Origin of the sequence: Nocardia harenae NBRC 108248 (assembly GCF_001612885.1) — a bacterium.
Classification (GTDB): domain Bacteria; phylum Actinomycetota; class Actinomycetes; order Mycobacteriales; family Mycobacteriaceae; genus Nocardia; species Nocardia harenae.
This window is the reverse complement of record NZ_BDBH01000001.1, coordinates 245,296-261,890: the sequence shown is the minus strand read 5'-3', so window position 1 is coordinate 261,890 and position 16,595 is coordinate 245,296. Positions and strand designations below refer to the sequence as shown.

Annotated in this window: 11 protein-coding genes; 5 read left to right on the top strand and 6 right to left on the bottom strand. The window is 71.6% G+C overall.

Going from position 1 to position 16,595, the window contains the following annotated elements:
- Position 1: 1 nt before the first annotated feature.
- Positions 2-1,837: a type VII secretion AAA-ATPase EccA gene (eccA, locus tag NH2_RS01165; RefSeq protein WP_067646742.1), complete on the bottom strand. Its 1,836-nt coding sequence runs from the start codon at positions 1,835-1,837 to the stop codon at positions 2-4.
- A gap of 192 nt (positions 1,838-2,029) precedes the next feature.
- On the opposite strand from eccA, the gene eccD reads away from it, so the two are divergent.
- The 3 genes from eccD to eccCa are packed head-to-tail and all read left to right on the top strand — an operon-like array spanning position 2,030 to position 9,045.
- Positions 2,030-3,508 (top strand): type VII secretion integral membrane protein EccD, encoded by a 1,479-nt coding sequence (gene eccD, locus NH2_RS01160; protein WP_084505122.1) that lies wholly within the window; start codon positions 2,030-2,032, stop codon positions 3,506-3,508.
- Positions 3,505-4,917, top strand: coding sequence for a type VII secretion-associated serine protease mycosin (mycP, locus tag NH2_RS01155; protein ID WP_067646739.1), 1,413 nt, complete (start codon positions 3,505-3,507; stop codon positions 4,915-4,917). Before eccD ends, mycP begins: the two co-directional genes overlap by 4 nt.
- Before the next feature lie 45 nt (positions 4,918-4,962).
- Positions 4,963-9,045 (top strand): type VII secretion protein EccCa, encoded by a 4,083-nt coding sequence (eccCa, locus tag NH2_RS01150; protein WP_067646736.1) that lies wholly within the window; start codon positions 4,963-4,965, stop codon positions 9,043-9,045.
- A gap of 28 nt (positions 9,046-9,073) precedes the next feature.
- Here the strand turns inward: eccCa and NH2_RS27885 are convergent, their stop codons facing one another.
- Positions 9,074-9,499 carry a CYTH domain-containing protein gene (locus NH2_RS27885; RefSeq protein ID WP_245650370.1) on the bottom strand — a complete coding sequence of 142 codons (426 nt, stop codon included), beginning with the start codon at positions 9,497-9,499 and terminating at the stop codon, positions 9,074-9,076.
- Between the two features lie 385 nt (positions 9,500-9,884).
- Entirely contained in the window at positions 9,885-10,664 is a 780-nt protein-coding gene (locus tag NH2_RS01140; protein WP_067646730.1) for a GntR family transcriptional regulator, read from the bottom strand.
- Positions 10,665-10,762: 98 nt separating this feature from the next.
- Between NH2_RS01140 and NH2_RS01135 the strand changes: the two genes are divergently transcribed.
- On the top strand, positions 10,763-11,200 hold the full coding sequence (locus NH2_RS01135; protein WP_067646727.1) for an NUDIX hydrolase: 438 nt from the start codon (positions 10,763-10,765) through the stop codon (positions 11,198-11,200).
- Positions 11,201-11,268: 68 nt separating this feature from the next.
- Here NH2_RS01135 and NH2_RS01130 read toward each other — a convergent pair whose 3' ends face one another.
- Positions 11,269-11,874: a GNAT family N-acetyltransferase gene (locus NH2_RS01130; RefSeq protein WP_245650369.1), complete on the bottom strand. Its 606-nt coding sequence runs from the start codon at positions 11,872-11,874 to the stop codon at positions 11,269-11,271.
- Positions 11,871-12,674 carry a GntR family transcriptional regulator gene (locus NH2_RS01125; RefSeq protein WP_067646724.1) on the bottom strand — a complete coding sequence of 268 codons (804 nt, stop codon included), beginning with the start codon at positions 12,672-12,674 and terminating at the stop codon, positions 11,871-11,873. The genes NH2_RS01130 and NH2_RS01125 overlap by 4 nt, the downstream gene beginning before the upstream one ends.
- A gap of 386 nt (positions 12,675-13,060) precedes the next feature.
- On the opposite strand from NH2_RS01125, the gene NH2_RS01120 reads away from it, so the two are divergent.
- Complete coding sequence (locus NH2_RS01120; protein ID WP_245650368.1) at positions 13,061-13,450, top strand: DUF4254 domain-containing protein; 390 nt, start codon at positions 13,061-13,063, stop codon at positions 13,448-13,450.
- Positions 13,451-13,697: 247 nt separating this feature from the next.
- On the opposite strand, the gene NH2_RS29590 is transcribed toward NH2_RS01120, so the two are convergent.
- Complete coding sequence (locus tag NH2_RS29590; RefSeq protein ID WP_245650367.1) at positions 13,698-16,484, bottom strand: nucleotide-binding protein; 2,787 nt, start codon at positions 16,482-16,484, stop codon at positions 13,698-13,700.
- Between the last annotated feature and the right edge of the window lie 111 nt (positions 16,485-16,595).

The window sequence follows — 16,595 nt, the reverse complement described above, 5'->3', positions numbered from 1 at the left end:
CTCAGTAGTCGCCCGCCGGGATGTTCAGCGAGGCGAGCAGCCCGGTCAGCGCGGTGCGCATGTCGGGCTCCTCGATCCGCATCAGGACGTCGTCGTCGACGCTGCTCAGGTCGAGCGATTCGTCGTTGGCGAGCCGGAATTCGCGCTCCTCCTCCGCCGCCTCGATCACGTTGCGGATGAAGCGGCCGTTGCCAGCCAGGTCGACGCCGCGCCGCGGCTGCCCGCTCTGGTCGGTGCTCTGCAGGTCGTAGAGGTGCGCGCAGACCCGGACCAGCAGCGCCGCCGCCTCCTCGGAGAGCTGGGAATCCCGCTTGCCCGCGATCACCGAGCCGATGGCGCCCAGCTCGTCGGCCGTGTACGAGGGGAACTGCAGGCGCTTGGCGAAGCGGGAGGCCAGGCCGTCGTTGCTGGCCAGGAAGCGGTCGATCTCGCCGTCGTAGCCCGCGATGATGACGACGAGCCGGTCGCGGTCGTTCTCCATCCTGGCGAGCAGCGTGTCCACCGCCTCCCGGCCGAACGCGTCGCCGCCGGAGAGCCCGGCCTGGATCAGCGTGTACGCCTCGTCGATGAAGAGCACGCCGTCCATCGCGGTGTCGATCAGCGCCTCGGTCTTGATCGCGGTGGAGCCGAGGTGCTGCCCGACGAAGTCGGCGCGCTTGGTCTCGACCACCTTGTCGGTCTTGAGCAGCCCGAGGCCGCAGTAGATCTTCGCGACCACCCGCGCGATGGTGGTCTTACCGGTGCCCGGCGGCCCGGTGAAGGCCAGGTGCTGGCCGCGCGGCGCGCTGGCCAGCCCCTTCTCGGCGCGGATCTTGGCCAGCTGCGCGCTCGACTGCAACTTCGCCACCTGGGTTTTCACCGAGCCGAGGCCGATCTGGGAGTCCAGCTCCTTGCGCGCCTCGGCCAGGATCTTCTTCGCCCGGTCCGCGGACTCGGCCTGCTCCATCTGCTCCATCGAGGGCGAGGAGGCCGGATCCCAGCGGTCGGTGCGGGCGTCGATGGACTCGCGCGAGGTCACCGTGATCCGGTAGGTGCGGTCGCGCATGGCCGCGGTGTTGGCGTCGAAATCCGGTGCCTGCGAGTACACCTTCTCGAAGAGCGCCTGCGCCTCCTCCTCGCTGCCGGTCTCGCGCAGGCAGAGCCCGCGGCAGAACATGGCGGTCGAGCGCGCGGCCGGGATCGGCCCCTGCTCGGCCTTCTCCATCCGGCGGATGGCCTCACCGAAGAGCCCGAGCTGCGCGCAGGCGGTGCCGACCATGACGTGCGCGCCCGCCGCCAGGTACGCGTCCGGCCACTCGGCCGAGCCGGCGAGCACGGTCATCACGTCCGGCCAGCGCTGGGTCTGGTAGTGCAGCACGCCGCGGACGTAGGCGGCGATCCGGTCGTCCACCTCGCGGTCCGGGTCGTCGATGCGGGCGCGCCGGTGCGCGGCCAGCTCGTCCAGTACCCGCTCGGCCTCGGTGTACTCCTTGTCCGCGATCAGCTGCGCGGCCCAGGCCAGCCAGACCTCGGTGTAGCTGGCCAGCGGGTAGTCGATGTACAGCCCCGGCAGGAAGCGCCCGGCGAGCTGCCTGGGCGCGAGCCCGACCCGGCGCTGCTCCCGGTACAGCGTGCTCGCGCTGGTGCGCTGCAGGTTCTGCAGGACCTCGCGGGTCAGCTCCCCGGCGGCGGCGCGGCCGAGCCACCCGTCGCACATGCCGGGGTCCCACTCCGTCGCGCGCTGGAACGCCAGCTTGGCGTACTCCAGATCACGCGCCGATTCCTGCCCCTCGAGGGAGATTCCGAGTGAAAGGACTCCGGCGTCGAAGGCCTTCTGTGCTTGGCGATTGCCGGTCATTGCTCTGGAACCCCGAAATCTTCGTCGTCCGTTGCCATTCAGTTCACCTGGACCGGCCGTCGCGGACTGCATGCGCGCTGGTCTGTCCGTTACATTAGGTTCAGCTGCCAGCAGGCTGCAACGCAAGTGTCATCTACCTGTGAGCGCCGGGAAGCAATCATCCCGGATGCCGTTGTGGGGGCGTGAAGCTCGTTGATCGAATCGCCGTCGGCCGGGGGAACCCGCGCTGTCGAACCGGAACTCACCCGCGTCTCCGTCATCGGGGGCGACACCCAGCTCGATGTCGGGCTGCCGTCGACTGTCCCGATCGCGACCTACATCGGTGAACTGGTCGAGCTGATCGAATCGCGCAATCCGAACCCCGCGGGGGCGGAGGACACCGCGACCGATCTGGCCGCCAAGCGCTGGACCCTGGCCCGGCTCGGCCGGGACGCCATCGCGCCGAGCCGCAGCCTGGACGAGGCGGAGGTCTACGACGGCGAGCTGCTCGTCCTGCGCGCCGTCGCCGCCAAGGAAGCGCCGGTGCTCTTCGACGACGTCATCGACGCCGTCTCCCGGCTCACCGCCGCGCAGTTCCGCGGCTGGACCGGCGGCTCCGCGCGCTGGACCGGGCTGGTGGTCTCGCTCTTCACCGTGCTCGCGGTGCTCGCGCTGCTGGTCGTGGCGCGGCGGCACGGCGACCCGCTGGCACCGGCCTTCGCGCTCACCGGAACCGCGGCGGCCGCCTTCACCGCCGCGGGGTTCGCGGCCAGGCGCTACCAGGACCAGCTCACCGCGACCTGGCTCGCCGCCGACGGGCTGCTGCTGGTCTTCGCGGGCGCCGCGCTCTTCGTGCCCGGCCCGCTCGGCAGCGCGCACCTGCTGCTCGGCAGCTCGGTGGTGCTGGTCGCGGCGGTGCTCGGGTACCGGCTGACCGGCACCGGCGCCGCGCTCTTCGTCGCGGTCGCGGCGCTGGCGCTGGTGGCTGGTGGCGCGGCCGCGGTCTACCTGGCCTGGCACCCGGGGTTGCCGAAGCTGGCGGCGGGGCTGCTCGTGGTCGGCATCGCGACCGTCTCGATGGTGCCGCGGCTCGCCGCGGTGCTGGCCAGGCTGCCGATCCCGCCGGTGCCGACCGCGGGCGCCGCGATCGACCCCGCCGACCACGAGCCACGGCCGACGCTGGAGGGCATCGGCGCCATCGGCGCCACCGCGCTGCCATCGGCGGCCGGGCTGGAGCTGCGCGCGCGGGCGGCGAACCGGTACCAGTCCGGGCTCGTCGTCGCCTGCGGCATCACCACCGCGATCGGGGCCTTCGGCGCCGCCGACCCGCTCGGCTCGGCGCGCTGGCAGGGAATCGCGCTCGCGGTGATCACCGCGATCATCCTGTGCCTGCGCGGCCGCGCTTTCGCCGATCTGCTGCAGGCGGTGACGCTGATCGGCTCCGGCTGCGTGATCATTGTCACGTTGGTCACCGGGCTCGCGCTCGGCGACATCGACCTGGAGCTGCTCGCCCTGGGTTTGCTGCTCGCCTTCGGCGCGGGCGCGGCGGGCTTCGGCGTGATCGGCCCGCACGTCGAGGCGACCCCGGTGACCAGGCGCGGCATCGAGGTCTTCGAGTACCTGCTGATCGTCGGGGTGATCCCGCTGGTGCTGTGGATCATGGGCGTCTACTCGATGGCACGGAACCTATGAACCACCGCCCCTGGCACCGCCCGGTCGCACGGACGGCCGGGGCGGTCACGATCGCCGCCGGGTTCCTGGCGGCCACGCTCGCCCCGGCCGCCGCGATCGGGCCGCCGCCGATCGACCCGGGCGCGCTCGGCGTGGCGCAGGGCCTCAGCGGCAGGCCGGCGCCGCTGGAGCCGACCGAGCAGCGCTCGCTCTGCGCCGAGCCGCTGCTGATCGGCGGGCCCCCGCAGGAGCCGCCGCTGGCGCAGCGGGTGCTCGACCTCCCGACGGCCTGGCAGTTCAGCAGGGGCGCCGGGCAGAAGGTGGCGGTGATCGACACCGGCGTCAACCGGCACCCGCGGCTGCCCCGGCTGCAGCCGGGCGGCGACTACGTCTCGGACACCGACGGCACCGTCGACTGCGACGGCCACGGCACCCTGGTCGCGGGCATCATCGGCGCCCAGCCCAGCCAGGGCGACGCCTTCGCCGGAGTGGCGCCGGAGGCCGAGATCCTCGCCATCCGCCAGCTCAGCCTGGCCTATGAGCGCAAGGACAGCGGCAGCCGCAACGAGCTCGGCGAGATCCGCAGCGAGGGGTACGGCAGCGTGCTCACCCTGGCCGGCGCGGTGGTGCGCGCGGCCGACATGGGCGCCACCGTCATCAATATCTCCGAGGTCGCGTGCAGCAGCGCGGGGACGGACACCTCCGACGGCGCGCTCGGCGCGGCCGTGCGCTACGCCTACGAGCGCAACGTGGTCGTGGTCGCCGCGGCGGGCAACGTGGAGAGCGGCGGCGCCTGCAAGAACCAGAACGAGGGCTCCGGCTGGGGCGCCGTCGGCACCGTGGCGAGCCCGGCCTGGTTCACCCCGTACGTGCTCGCGGTCGGCTCGGTGGATGCCGACGGCAAGCCCTCCGAGCTGTCGCTGCACGGCCCGTGGGTCGGGGTGGCGGCGATCGGCCGCAACATCGTCTCGCTGGACAGCAAGCCCGGCGGGGTCGGGCTGGTCGACGGCGTGCAGACCACCGACGGCATCCGCAGTGTCGACGGCACCAGCTTCGCCGCGCCCTACGTGGCCGGGCTGGCCGCCCTGGTGCGCGCGCGCTTCCCCGAGCTGAACGCCCAGCAGGTCATGGACCGGATCACCAGGACGGCGCAGGCGCCTGGCACCGGCCGCGACGATGCCATCGGCGCCGGGCTGATCGACCCGGTCGCCGCGCTCACCGCGCCGCTGCCGGACCAGCCGGTCGCCGCGGCCGCCGACGCCGGCCGCGAGATCGCGGCGCCGGTGCACCCGGCCGGGCCGGACCCGCGGCCGCGCCGGATCGCGGTGATCGGCTCGATCGTCTGCCTCTCCGGGCTGGCGATCGGCATCGCGGTCAGCCTGCCCTACCGCCGCCGGAGCCGGGATATCGAGGCCGAGCTCGCACCCTGACCCCGGCCACCGCCCGCCCGCCCCGCTCGAACCATCGAAGGACCCATGGCTACCGAAGGTTTCGTCCGACGCCCCCGCATCGCCCCGCCGCGCGCGCCCGGCGGCGAGGTGGCGTTGACCGCGCCGCCGGAGGTGCCGCGGCCGCTGCCCGCCCCGCTCATGATGAAGCTCATGCCGGTGGTCATGGTGATCGCCATGGTCGGCATGATCGCGATGATGGCCATGATGGGCCGCAACCTGCTCGCCAACCCGTTCATGATGATGTTCCCGCTCATGATGGTCATGTCCATGGTCGGCATGATGGCGGGGTACCGGGGCGGCGGCGGCAAGCGCGCGGTCGAGCTGAACGAGGAGCGCAAGGACTACTTCCGGTACCTGGACCAGATCCGCAGGGAGGTCAGGCGCACCGGGAGCAAGCAGCTGGAGACGCTGGTCTGGAGCCACCCCGACCCGGCCGACCTGCCCTCGCTGGTCGGGACGCGGCGGATGTGGGAGCGCCGCCCCAACGACCCCGACTTCGGGCACGTGCGGGTCGGGATCGGCAGCCACCGGCTCGCCACCAAGCTGGCCCGCCCGGAGACCGGCCCGCTGGAGGACCTGGAGCCGGTCTCCACCGTCGCGCTGCGCCGCTTCGTGCGCACCCACTCGGTGGTGCACACCCTGCCCACCGCGGTCTCGCTGCGCGCCTTCCCCGCGCTCAATATCGAGGGGCCGCCGGACGAGGCGCGGATGCTGGTGCGCGCCATGCTCATGGAGCTGGTCACCTTCCACGGCCCCGACCACCTCGCCATCGCCATCGTCTGCGCCGACCCGGACGGGCCGTGGGGCTGGACCAAATGGCTGCCGCACCTGCAGCATCCGAGCCAGCGCGACGGCATGGGCAGCGCCAGGATGCTCTACACCTCGCTCGGTGAGCTGGAGACGGCGCTGCAGAGCGAGCTGCTGGAGCGCGGCCGCTTCATGCGCAATCCGCAGCCCACCCAGGGCAGGCTGCACCTGGTCGTCGTGATCGACGACGGCTACGTGAACGGCGGCGAGCGGCTGATCAGCGAGTCCGGGCTGGACTCGGTCACCGTGCTCGATCTCACCGCGCCCGAGGGCGGGCTGGCCGCCCGCCGCGGGTTGCAGCTGCTGGTGGGCGATGGCGATGTCTCCGCGCGCAGCGCCGCCGGGGTGGAGCGGTTCGCCGCCGCCGACACCGTCACCGCCGCCGAGGCGGCGGCACTGGCCCGCGGCCTCGCCCGCTACCGGCTCGCCACCGCGGCGCAGATCGTCAGCCTCGGCGAGGGCTCGGTCTCCGACCCGGGGCTGATGGCGCTGCTCCGCATCCCGGACGCCGCGCAGATCGACCCGGCCCGGGTGTGGCGGCCGCGCACCGCGCGCGAGCGGCTGCGGGTGCCGATCGGCATCACCCCGGACGGCACCCCGGTGGAGCTGGACATCAAGGAGTCCGCCGAGAACGGCATGGGCCCGCACGGGCTGTGTATCGGCGCCACCGGCTCCGGCAAGTCCGAATTCCTGCGCACGCTGGTGCTTTCCCTGGTCACCACGCACTCCCCGGACGCGCTGAACCTGGTGCTCGTCGACTTCAAGGGCGGCGCCACCTTCCTCGGCCTCGACCCGCTGCCGCACGTCGCCGCCGTGATCACCAACCTGGAGGACGAGCTCGCGCTGGTCGACCGCATGAAGGACGCGCTGGCAGGCGAGATGAACCGCCGCCAGGAGCTGCTGCGCTCGGCGGGCAACTACGCCAATGTCACCGACTACGAGAAGGCGCGCGCCGCCGGAGTGCCGCTCGACCCGCTGCCCGCGCTCTTCATCGTGGTCGACGAGTTCTCCGAGCTGCTGTCGCAGAAGCCGGATTTCGCCGAACTCTTCGTCATGATCGGGCGGCTCGGCCGCTCGCTGCACGTGCATCTGCTGCTCGCCTCGCAGCGACTCGAGGAGAACAAGCTGCGCGGCCTGGAGTCGCACCTGTCGTACCGGATCGGCCTGCGCACCTTCTCCGCCAACGAGTCCCGGGCCGTGCTCGGCATCACCGACGCCTACCACCTGCCCAGCGTGCCAGGCTCCGGCTACCTCAAGAGCGACGCCTCGGACCCGCTGCGCTTCAACGCCTCCTACGTCTCCGGGCCGTACGTGGCGCCGCTCGGCGGCGGCACCGACGACGGCGGCCCGGTCGTCGGGGGCAGGCCGACGGTCTTTACCGCGGCGCCGGTCGAGTCGGCCGAGCCGCCCGCCGACGCCCTGCTCGACGACGACCCGCTCGGCCTGCCCCCGCCGCCGCCGTCGCTGAGCGGCCGCCCCGAGCTGCCGCCGCCGCCCGGCGCGCCGCTGCCCGGCGAGGAGGGCATCCCGGACAGCCTGCTGACCGTGGTGGTCAAGCGGCTCACCGGGCACGGCAGGCCGGCGCACGAGGTCTGGCTGCCGCCGCTGGAGGAGTCGCCCACCGTCGACATGCTGCTGCCCGACCCGGACTGGCGCTCGCCGGTGAACCGGCACGGCCAGCTCTGGATGCCGATCGGCGTCATCGACAAGCCCTACGAGCAGCGCCGCGACGTGCTCACCGTGAGCCTGGCAGGCGCGCAGGGCAATGTGGCCGTCGTCGGCGGCCCGCAGTCCGGCAAGTCGACCACGCTGCGCGCCATCGTCATGGCCGCCGCCGCCACCCACACCCCCGAGCAGGTGCAGTTCTACTGCCTCGACTTCGGCGGCGGCAGCATGGCCGGGCTGGCCGGCATCCCGCACGTCGGCTCGGTGGCGGGCCGGCTCGACGGCGACCGGGTGCGGCGCACCGTCGCCGAGCTGACCACGCTGCTGCGCGAGCGCGAGGAGCGCTTCGGTGAGCGCGGAATCGAGTCCATGGTCGACTTCCGGCGGCGTAAGTTCGCGGCGGCCCAGCACGTGCCCGGCGGTGCCTCCTCGCCGGGGAACCCGCTCGCCGACGACCGCTTCGGCGACGTCTTCCTGGTGATCGACGGCTGGGCCGTCATCCGCGAGGAGTTCGACACCCTGGAGCCGCAGATCAACGCCATTGCCGCGCAGGGGCTGTCGTACGGCATCCACCTGGTGATCGGCGCCAACCGGTGGGGTGAGATCCGGCCGGTGGTCAAGGACCAGATCGGCACCAGGCTGGAGCTGCGGCTCGGCGACCCGTCCGACTCGGAGATGGGCAGGCGGGTCGCGCACCAGGTGCCGGTCGGCCGCCCCGGCCGCGGCCTCACCCCCGACCACCTGCACATGCTCATCGCGCTGCCCCGGCTCGACTCCGACTCCAACCCGGAGACCGTGGCCGAGGGCGTCACCGCCGCCCGCGCCGGGCTGGAGCAGGTGCACCCGCAGCACCGGGCCCCGCAGGTCCGCATGCTGCCCGGGCAGCTCGACCGCGACGAGCTGCTGGCCGCGACCGCCGCGGCCGGCATCGAGCTGAGCCCGACCCGGGTCGTTGTCGGGCTCGGCGAGTCCGCGCTGCAGCCCCTGGTCCTGGATTTCGGGGTGGAGCCGCACTTCATGGCCTTCGCCGACGTGGAGTCCGGCAAGACCACGCTGCTGCGCAATATCGCCATGGGCATCGTGCAGAACGCCACGCCGGAGGAGGCCAAGATCATCATGATCGACTACCGGCGCACCATGCTCGGCGTGGTCGAGGGCGAGCACCTGGCCGGGTACTCGACCTCCTCGCAGACCTGCGCCCCGATGATCGCCGAGGTCGCAGGGTACCTGGGCAAGCGCATCCCCGACTCCGACATCACCCCGCAGCAGCTCAGGGAGCGCAGCTGGTGGAGCGGGCCGGAGATCTACGTCATGGTCGACGACTACGACATGGTCGTCACAGGCGGGATCAACCCCTTCTCCGCGCTCATGGAGTACTTCCCGCAGGCGCGCGACATCGGGCTGCACTTCGTCGTCACCCGGCGCATGGGCGGTGTCTCCCGTGCGCTCTTCGATCCGATCATCGGCGGGTTGAAGAATCTCTCGGTGGAGACGCTGATCATGAGCGGGTCGCGGGACGAGGGGAAGTTGATCGGGGACGTTCGGCCCATGCGGTTGCCCGCCGGGCGCGGGGTGCTGGTATCCCGGAGTCGGGAGCAGGAGATGGTTCAGGTCGCCTACCTGCCGCCGCTCTAGCCGATAGGTTTGCCAGGACCATCCATCGTCAACGCGCCGCGGCTATGACCAGGTCTCGGTAGGGCAGGCCGACGACCGGACAATCGTCGATACCGAGTGCTGTTTCGACCTCTTCGAGACGGGTGGCCGCGGTATCGGCGTCGGCCGCGGTGACCTCGGTTTCTACGAAGGTTCCGGCGTGGGTGACGGTATCGACAGCGGCAATGGTGTCGTTGTATCCGGGGTGCTCGTAGGTGGTGCGAGCCTTCTCGACGCGAACGAGTTCGACCATGCCGATTGCGGCGAGAAGCTGGTTCGCGGCCATGGCCTGGCCTGAACCACTGAGCAACACGTTGGTTTCGCGTTTGGCGATCACGCCGGCTTCGCTGTGGGTGGTGGCGTTCGATGGTGGCTTGTACGTTATTTCGGCAAACCCCGCCCGCTGCCGAATGCGTGGACTTCTGTTGTTGAGCAAAGAAATTTGCCGGACCGATCACTGCGCACCGCGGGCCTGCGGTCGGGACACGAAAGTCCTCGATGAATTCACCCAAAGCGGTCTGGCATCTGCCTGCCTGCACGCGCTGCTGCGGACATCGACCACATGGGCAGCACGGTCGCGCGCACCGAGCTGACGTGCCCTGCCAAACAACGCTATTCGGCCGGTCGACTGGTCATCGACGATATCCCCGGCGCCATGTGTCTGTTCGGATTGGTACGGCGCCCTGTTCGGTTCGACCACGATCCCCACCCCTGTCCAGTTCGATGCGGGGCTGACCGCCCCCAACCAACTCCTCTAGGCAAGTATGTCCAACGGTGCCGAACTTGTCTAGGCAAGTTTTGGGAATTCTCGAGATGGCCGATCAGCGCGCCGGGAAGTCATATTCGAGGAGGTAGGCGCCGGCTACCTTGACCGTGTCGCAGACCTCGACCGCGACGTCGCCGGTGCTGAAAGCGGTTCGCACAACAGTGAGTACCGGCTCACCCTCACCGATCTCCAACTCGACGCGCTCATCCGGGGTCGGCATACGTGCCCCGACCTCCTCGGTGAATCGAGCCAACGTGTGGCCCATTTCCTCCAGGCGCGCGTAGATGCCACCTGGCCCGGTATCGGGGTCTTCGATACGAGTCCCGGCGGCCAGAGTGATCGGGATGTAAGAGGCCGCGATCTCCACCGGCGTGCCGTTGGCGAGGTAGCGACGAGTGCGCACCACCACTTCCGCATCCGGCGCGATGCGCAGCCGTTCGGCCACCAGCGGCCCCGCGGCCGCCCGCGCAATCCGGATTCGATCTACACCGGGGGCGAATCCGGCCTTCTCCGCCTCGGCTGAGAAGGCGGCCTTACCGCCAGCGCGGTGCTCGCGGGCGAAACGATCCGACGCCAGTCGGCGGATCGGCGGTGTCGGCCGGACGAACACGCCTCGGCCCTGCTGCGCGTACACCAGCCCTTCTGCCTTGAGTTCCTGCAGTGCCTGGCGCATCGTCATTCGCGCCACACCGAACTGCGACATCAGCTCGACCTCGGAGGGGAGCCGTTGGCCGGGCGCAATCTCACCGGCCTTGATCGCCATACGCAACCGGTCGGCGATTTGGCGGTACGGCGGCCGCGGATCCGAACGATCCACCGGCTCGAACCGCATCATCAGACCCTCCGGACGCAAGACCAACCTACCTAGACAACTAGCTTAGGCTTGACCGGCGCAGATGCCGAGCCAGGCAGACAGGACGAGGGAGAGGGCGCATGGTTGACCTACCGAAGCACTCCGTCAGCGTGTCGGGCATCGTTGTTGATGCCGACAACCGGGTGCTGGTCATTCGCCGCGCCGACAATGGGCACTGGGAAGCGCCTGGCGGCGTGCTCGAACTGCACGAGTCCTTCGAGCATGGCGTCCGTCGCGAAGTTGCTGAAGAGACCGGACTTACGGTGTGTGTTGACCGGCTCACCGGCGTCTACAAGAACCTCACCGCGGGCATTGTCGCCCTCGTCTTCCGCTGCACCGTCGAAACCGGCACTTCGCACCCGACCGACGAAGCCCGTGAAGTCCGCTGGATGACCGCCGATCAGGTTCGCGAGGCAATGGTTCCGGCATTCGCGATCCGTGTCCTGGATGCGTTCGACACCGATGAACCGAAACTGCGAGCACACGACGGGATCAATCTGACCGACACCGTCACATAGGCACTGGCGGAGAGGTCGCTCTTCGGGCAGCTGTCGTCGGGGTCGGGGACCGGCCTGAGAGCGAACCGCTACCCGATGGCCGGGCGACGGAGCGCGGGCAGCGCGCTCGGCCAGGTATCGACCCGGCGCTCGAAGAGGGCGCAGGAGGGGCCGAGGGTGGCGGGGCCCGCGATCCGGGCCAGGCGGAATCCAGCGTTGCGGTAGTAGGCGTGCAGGGCGCGGTTGGTGGTCCAGGCGTCGAGCCGGACCCAGTCCAGGCCGTCGCCGCGGGCGAGGGTGGCGGCGTGCGCGAGCAGCCGGTGGCCGATCCGGCGTCCGGCGAAGGCCGCGTCGACGATCATGAAATGCACGATCACCGCCTCGGCGAGTTCGGCGGGGCTCCACAGGTGCCGGTCGGCGCGCCGATCCACGGTGATCGTGCCCGCCACCTCGCCACCAAGCTCGGCGACCCAGGTGTGGCCGCGCTCGATCGCCCGCCCGACGGCCCCGGCGAAGGCCTCGATATCGAGCCCGCGCCCGGCTGTCGTCCACTGGTCCTCCCCGCGCGCGACCAGCCAGCGGGTGCGGCGCAGCCGGAGCAGGCAGAGCAACGCCAGCTCGTCCCGGCGGGCGCGCCGGATGAGCAACGTTCCCGGCTGCGCCGTACCGATCGGGACGGCAGCGGCCCTGGTCACGAAGCGGACGCCGCGGCGGGCGACCCCAGCGTACGGCCGATGACCGCCACCCCGGCGGGGTCGCCGAGCTGGTAGGCGAGCCGATTGCGGGTGGCGAGGCAGCGGTGCCTGGTCGCCCTGGTGACCCGGTGGTGGTTGGCGCCGATCCGCAGGTGGTCGAGCAGGATGGTGCCCGGCACGATATTGAGGACCGCGGCCTCGGCGGCGCTCGCGGGCCGCGCGGAGATGGTGTCCCGGTGCGCGGTCTCGCCGTGCCCGTGCTCGGCCAGCCTGCGGGTGGTGCCCTCGGGAATGTCGTGCGGGACGTCGGCGCCGATCGCCTCGGCCAGCTCGCGGGCGAAGAAGCTCACCTCCCAGGACCACGGCTCGTTGTCCAGGAACTGGACGACCGTCCTGGCCATCACCCAGGAGTCCGGCGCCACCCCGAGCCACCCGGCCACCTCGGCGCCCGCCGGCTCCATCCGCGCGCTGAACTCCTTGGCCGGCTCCCGCCCCGCCGCCCGCGCGATCTCGGAGAAGATGTCGTGCGCCGAGCGCGGCCGGTCCGGGCGGATGTGGTCGGTGACCACCGACTCCAGGATCTCCTGGTTGCGCACGATGGTGCCGCGCGAGGTCGCGGTGTACACCAGGTTCTCGGTGACGAGCACCTGGATGGCGTGGCGCGCGGTGGTGATGGAGACGCCCATCTGCTCGGCCAGCTCGACGTGGCTGGGTAAGCGGTCGCCCGGTCGCCAGGTGCCGCCCCGGATCTGCTCGCGCAGCAGGTCGGCGATGCGCTGGTAGGTCGGGCCGTCCGACATCGGGCTCCCTCGGTGCTCGGCAACAGTGCAGTTACACGCTTCCGATGGCAACGCATACCCATCGGTCCGACGAGTAAAACCATCGGCCGACAAGGAAATTCGGCCGAGCCGCCGCGAGGTAACGCTTTGGAATCGGGCTCCGGTCGCGGGCGGGGAATCGCTTGACATGGACTTTCTGAGGTTTAGTGTAATGAACGTTCTGAACGCTCTGATCCGGTGTTGTGCGGCGATGACTGCGAGGCAACGTGGCAGGTTCGGATAGTTCTACGGTCTTGACGACCTTTCCCGGTGCGGCTCGAGGCGCCGAGCCGGGGGATCGGGCCCCGGAAACGGGGCAGCTACCTTTTTCCGATCGGCTTCTCCGTGCGCTGCGCGGGCATCGGGTGGTGGGCGGACCGCTGCTCTGGTTCGCCCGCGATCTGGCGGTGCTGCACGAGCGGCGCGTCGGCCCCGGCGGCCCGGAGTCGCCGATCGCGCCTGCGGCGGTGCTCGAGATCGATCGGCGCAGAGGCGAACTGGTGATGGCGATCGATGACTGGGTGGCGCGCAGCGTGCCGGAGCACCGGCTCGGCGCCACCCTGCACACCGAGACCATCGGCGCGGTGATCGACCGCCTCGCCGAGTCCTCGGTGCGCGCGCACCGCGCCCTGATGACCCTGGACGCCGACGACGACCGGCTGCACAGCGCGTGGCACCACCTGGCCGAGCTGGCCGACGGCTACGACGACCTGGTGCGCGAAGTGCTCGAGGGCAGGCGCAGGCTGCCGGAGTGGTGACTCCCCGGCATGGGCGAGTCAAGCCCGGAGGCGGGAGCGGAGCGTAGCCACGGAGGGCTCTCGCCCATGCCGATACCGATCGCCTCAGGCATGGGCGAGTCAAGCCCGGAGGCGGGAGCGGAGCGTAGCCACGGAGGGCTCTCGCCCATGCCGATACCGATCGCCTCAGGCATGGGCGAGTCAAGCCCGGAGGCGGGAGCGGAGCGTAGCCACGGAGGGCTCTCGCCCATGCCCGATGTCGATCGCCTCAGCCGCGGAAGACCGCGAACTCGTCGGCCACCGTCGCCGCGAGCTCCACGTAGGCGCGCTTGGTGTTCTTGTGCAGCCGGTGCAGGTCGATCTCCGCGCCCTCGGAGAGGTGGTTGTCGTAGGGGATGATGTGCACCGCGCGGCAGCGCGACAGGAAGTACTCGCGCAGGTGCTGCACTCCCACCGTCGGCGACCCCTCGCGCGGCAGGTTGATCACCACCACCGCATTGCGCACCAGGTGGTCGTGGCCGTGCAGGGAGAGCCAGTCCAGGGTGGCCGCCGCGCTGCGCGCGCCGTCGATGGCGGCCGAGGAGATCAGCACCAGCGAGTGCGCGGTGTCGAGCACGCCGGTCATGGCCGAGTGCATGAGCCCGGTGCCGCAGTCGGTCAGGATGATGTTGTAGAAGCGCTGCAGGATGCGCGCGACCGCGCGGTACTCCTCGTCGCTGAATGCCTCCGAGGCGGCCGGATCGCGCTCGCTCGCCAGCACTTCGAGCCGCGAGGTGCTCTGCGAGGTGTGCCTGCGGACATCCGAGTAGCGCTGGATCGCCGGGTCGAGCAGCAGGTCGCGCACGGTCGAGCGGGTCTGCAGCGGGACCCGCTGGGAGAGCGTGCCGAAATCCGGGTTGGCGTCCACCGCGATCACCCGGTCGCCGCGGATCGAGGCGAAGATCGAGCCGAGCCCCATGGTGGTGGTGGTCTTGCCGACGCCGCCCTTGAGCGAGAGCACCGCGATCCGGTAGTCACCGCGGACCGGCTGCCTGATCCGGGCCACCAGCTCCTGCAGGCGGCGCTCCTCGGCCGACATGCCCGGGTTGATGGCGCCGCCGGAGACGTGGTGCACGGCCTTGCGCCAGCCGCTGCCCGGTGATTTCTTGGCGCGCCGCATGGGGACGTCGTCCAGGGAAGGGGGCGGGGTGGAGCTGTAGGTGTTCGGCGGGGTGGCGTTGAACTGCCTGACCTGCTGGAACTGGTTCGGGCCTGGGCCGTAAGGCGGAACCTGGTTTCCCGGATACTGGTTCGGCCCGGGGCCGTACTGCTGCGGCGGCTGGTTCGGGTCGGCGTGGTATTGCGGCGGAACCTGGTTGGCGACCGGGTGGTTCGGCTCCGAGCGGTATTGCGGCGGAACCTGGTTCGCGATCGGGTGGTTCGGGTCGGAGTGGTACTGCGGCGGAACCTGGTTCGGCAGGGCGTGGTTCGGGCCTGGGCTGTACTGCGGCGGAACCTGGTTCGCGACCGGCTGATTCGGCTCCGAGCGGTACCGCTGGTTCGGATCGCCGTACGCCGCCTCCTGATTCGCGCCGGGGCCGTACGGGGAGGGCATCTCGTTCGTCGGCGCGGTGCTGTAGGGCGGCGGCGCCGGGGCGGGAGCCGGTGCGGCGGTGCCGTTCCCGGACGGCGGCGTCGGGTAGGCGGTCGGCGCCGCGTGCGGGGGAGCGGGCGGGTAGAGCGGCCCGGCCGCGGGCACGTCGAACTGCTGTGGCGCCACCGGGATATTCGGCGCCGAGCGGTAGGCGGACGGATCCGGTTCCGGCGCGGGCGGTTCGGGAGCGCGCTCCGGCTGCTCCACCGGCGGCGGCTCGTAGCCCCGCCCCGCGCCGGTCGGCCCCTGCCACGGCGGCACGCTGCCACCGGTGACCGGGGCGACCGGTGCGCGCGGCGGAAGCGCGTCGGGCGTGCCGATCTGCCCGCGCTCCAGCGGCTCGTCGTCGTCGAGCTCGGGCTCGGCCTCCCGGTGCAGCGCCGAGAGCCCCTCGCGGAATCCGGCCAGATCGCGGTGCGGCGCGGCTTCTTCCGGCTCCTCGTCGACGGCACCGCTCGGTGCGGGCAGCCGCTCCGGCGCCTCCGGCGGTGGCGGCAGCTCGGGCCGGGCCCTGCGGCGCTCCCGGACGCCCGACGTATCCCGCAGCCCACCCGCAGCGCTCGCCCCCGCCCCGAGCGGCTGGAACGCGCTCGACGGCCGCGAGGGACTCCGGGTCGGCAAGGTCGGCCGCGAACTCTCCTCCGGCGCGGCCGCGCCGGTCCGCGGATCCCGCAGCACCTCGTCTTCCGGTTCAGCCGTGCCGAACCCGGGCCGTCCGAGCCCGCTCCGCTCGTCGCCCCGGCTCTCCGCGGCCATGGATTCGCGCTGCCCCTCGAACCCGGGTGCGCCATCACCCGCCCCGTCCGGCGGCCGCTCCGCGGCACGCTCGGGCCGCGCCCCCGGCGCGAACTCGCCTTGCTGTGCGAAACCGTTCTCCCCGCTCGGCGCGGACTCGCCCTGCCGCGCCTGCCCGTACTCTGCGCTCGGCACGAACTCACCCTGCCGCGCCTGGCTGTACTCCGCGCTCGGCGCGGACTCGCCCTGCCGCGCGAAGCCGTACTCCCCGCTCGGCGCGGACTCGCCTCGCAGTTGCCCGAACCCGGGCTCGCCGACTCCCGGCGCCACCTCCGCCTGCCGCGTCCGGAAATCGGCCCGCCCGTTCCCGCCGTCCGACGCGAGTGGAGCCACCCCGGAGCTCGGGATTCCCGGCCGCTCCGGCTCGCCGCCCCCGGCTTCCGCGTACTCGGAGGCAGGCGCGGGCGCATCATCCCCTCGCCGCCACCCCCGCCGCCGCTTCTCCCGCCGCCCGGCTTCCGGCCGTTCCCCCTCGGGCGCGCGATTGCGAAACCGCGATCGCCGCGGCGCCGCCCCCTCGTCCTCGGACGGAAGGTTCTGCACGGGCGCTTCGTAGCCGACCTGTGTGACGTCGCTCTCCGAGAGCCACGGCGGCAGCATGGGGAGGCCGTCGTCGTTGCGGCTCACCTGTCCCCCTCGATGTGCTGGAGCATTTCGCTGGACTCGAGGTCAGTTTACGGGACCGGCCGGGCACGGCGGGGCAGGGGCGATTTTGCCTGATCGGCGGCCCCTCGGTAA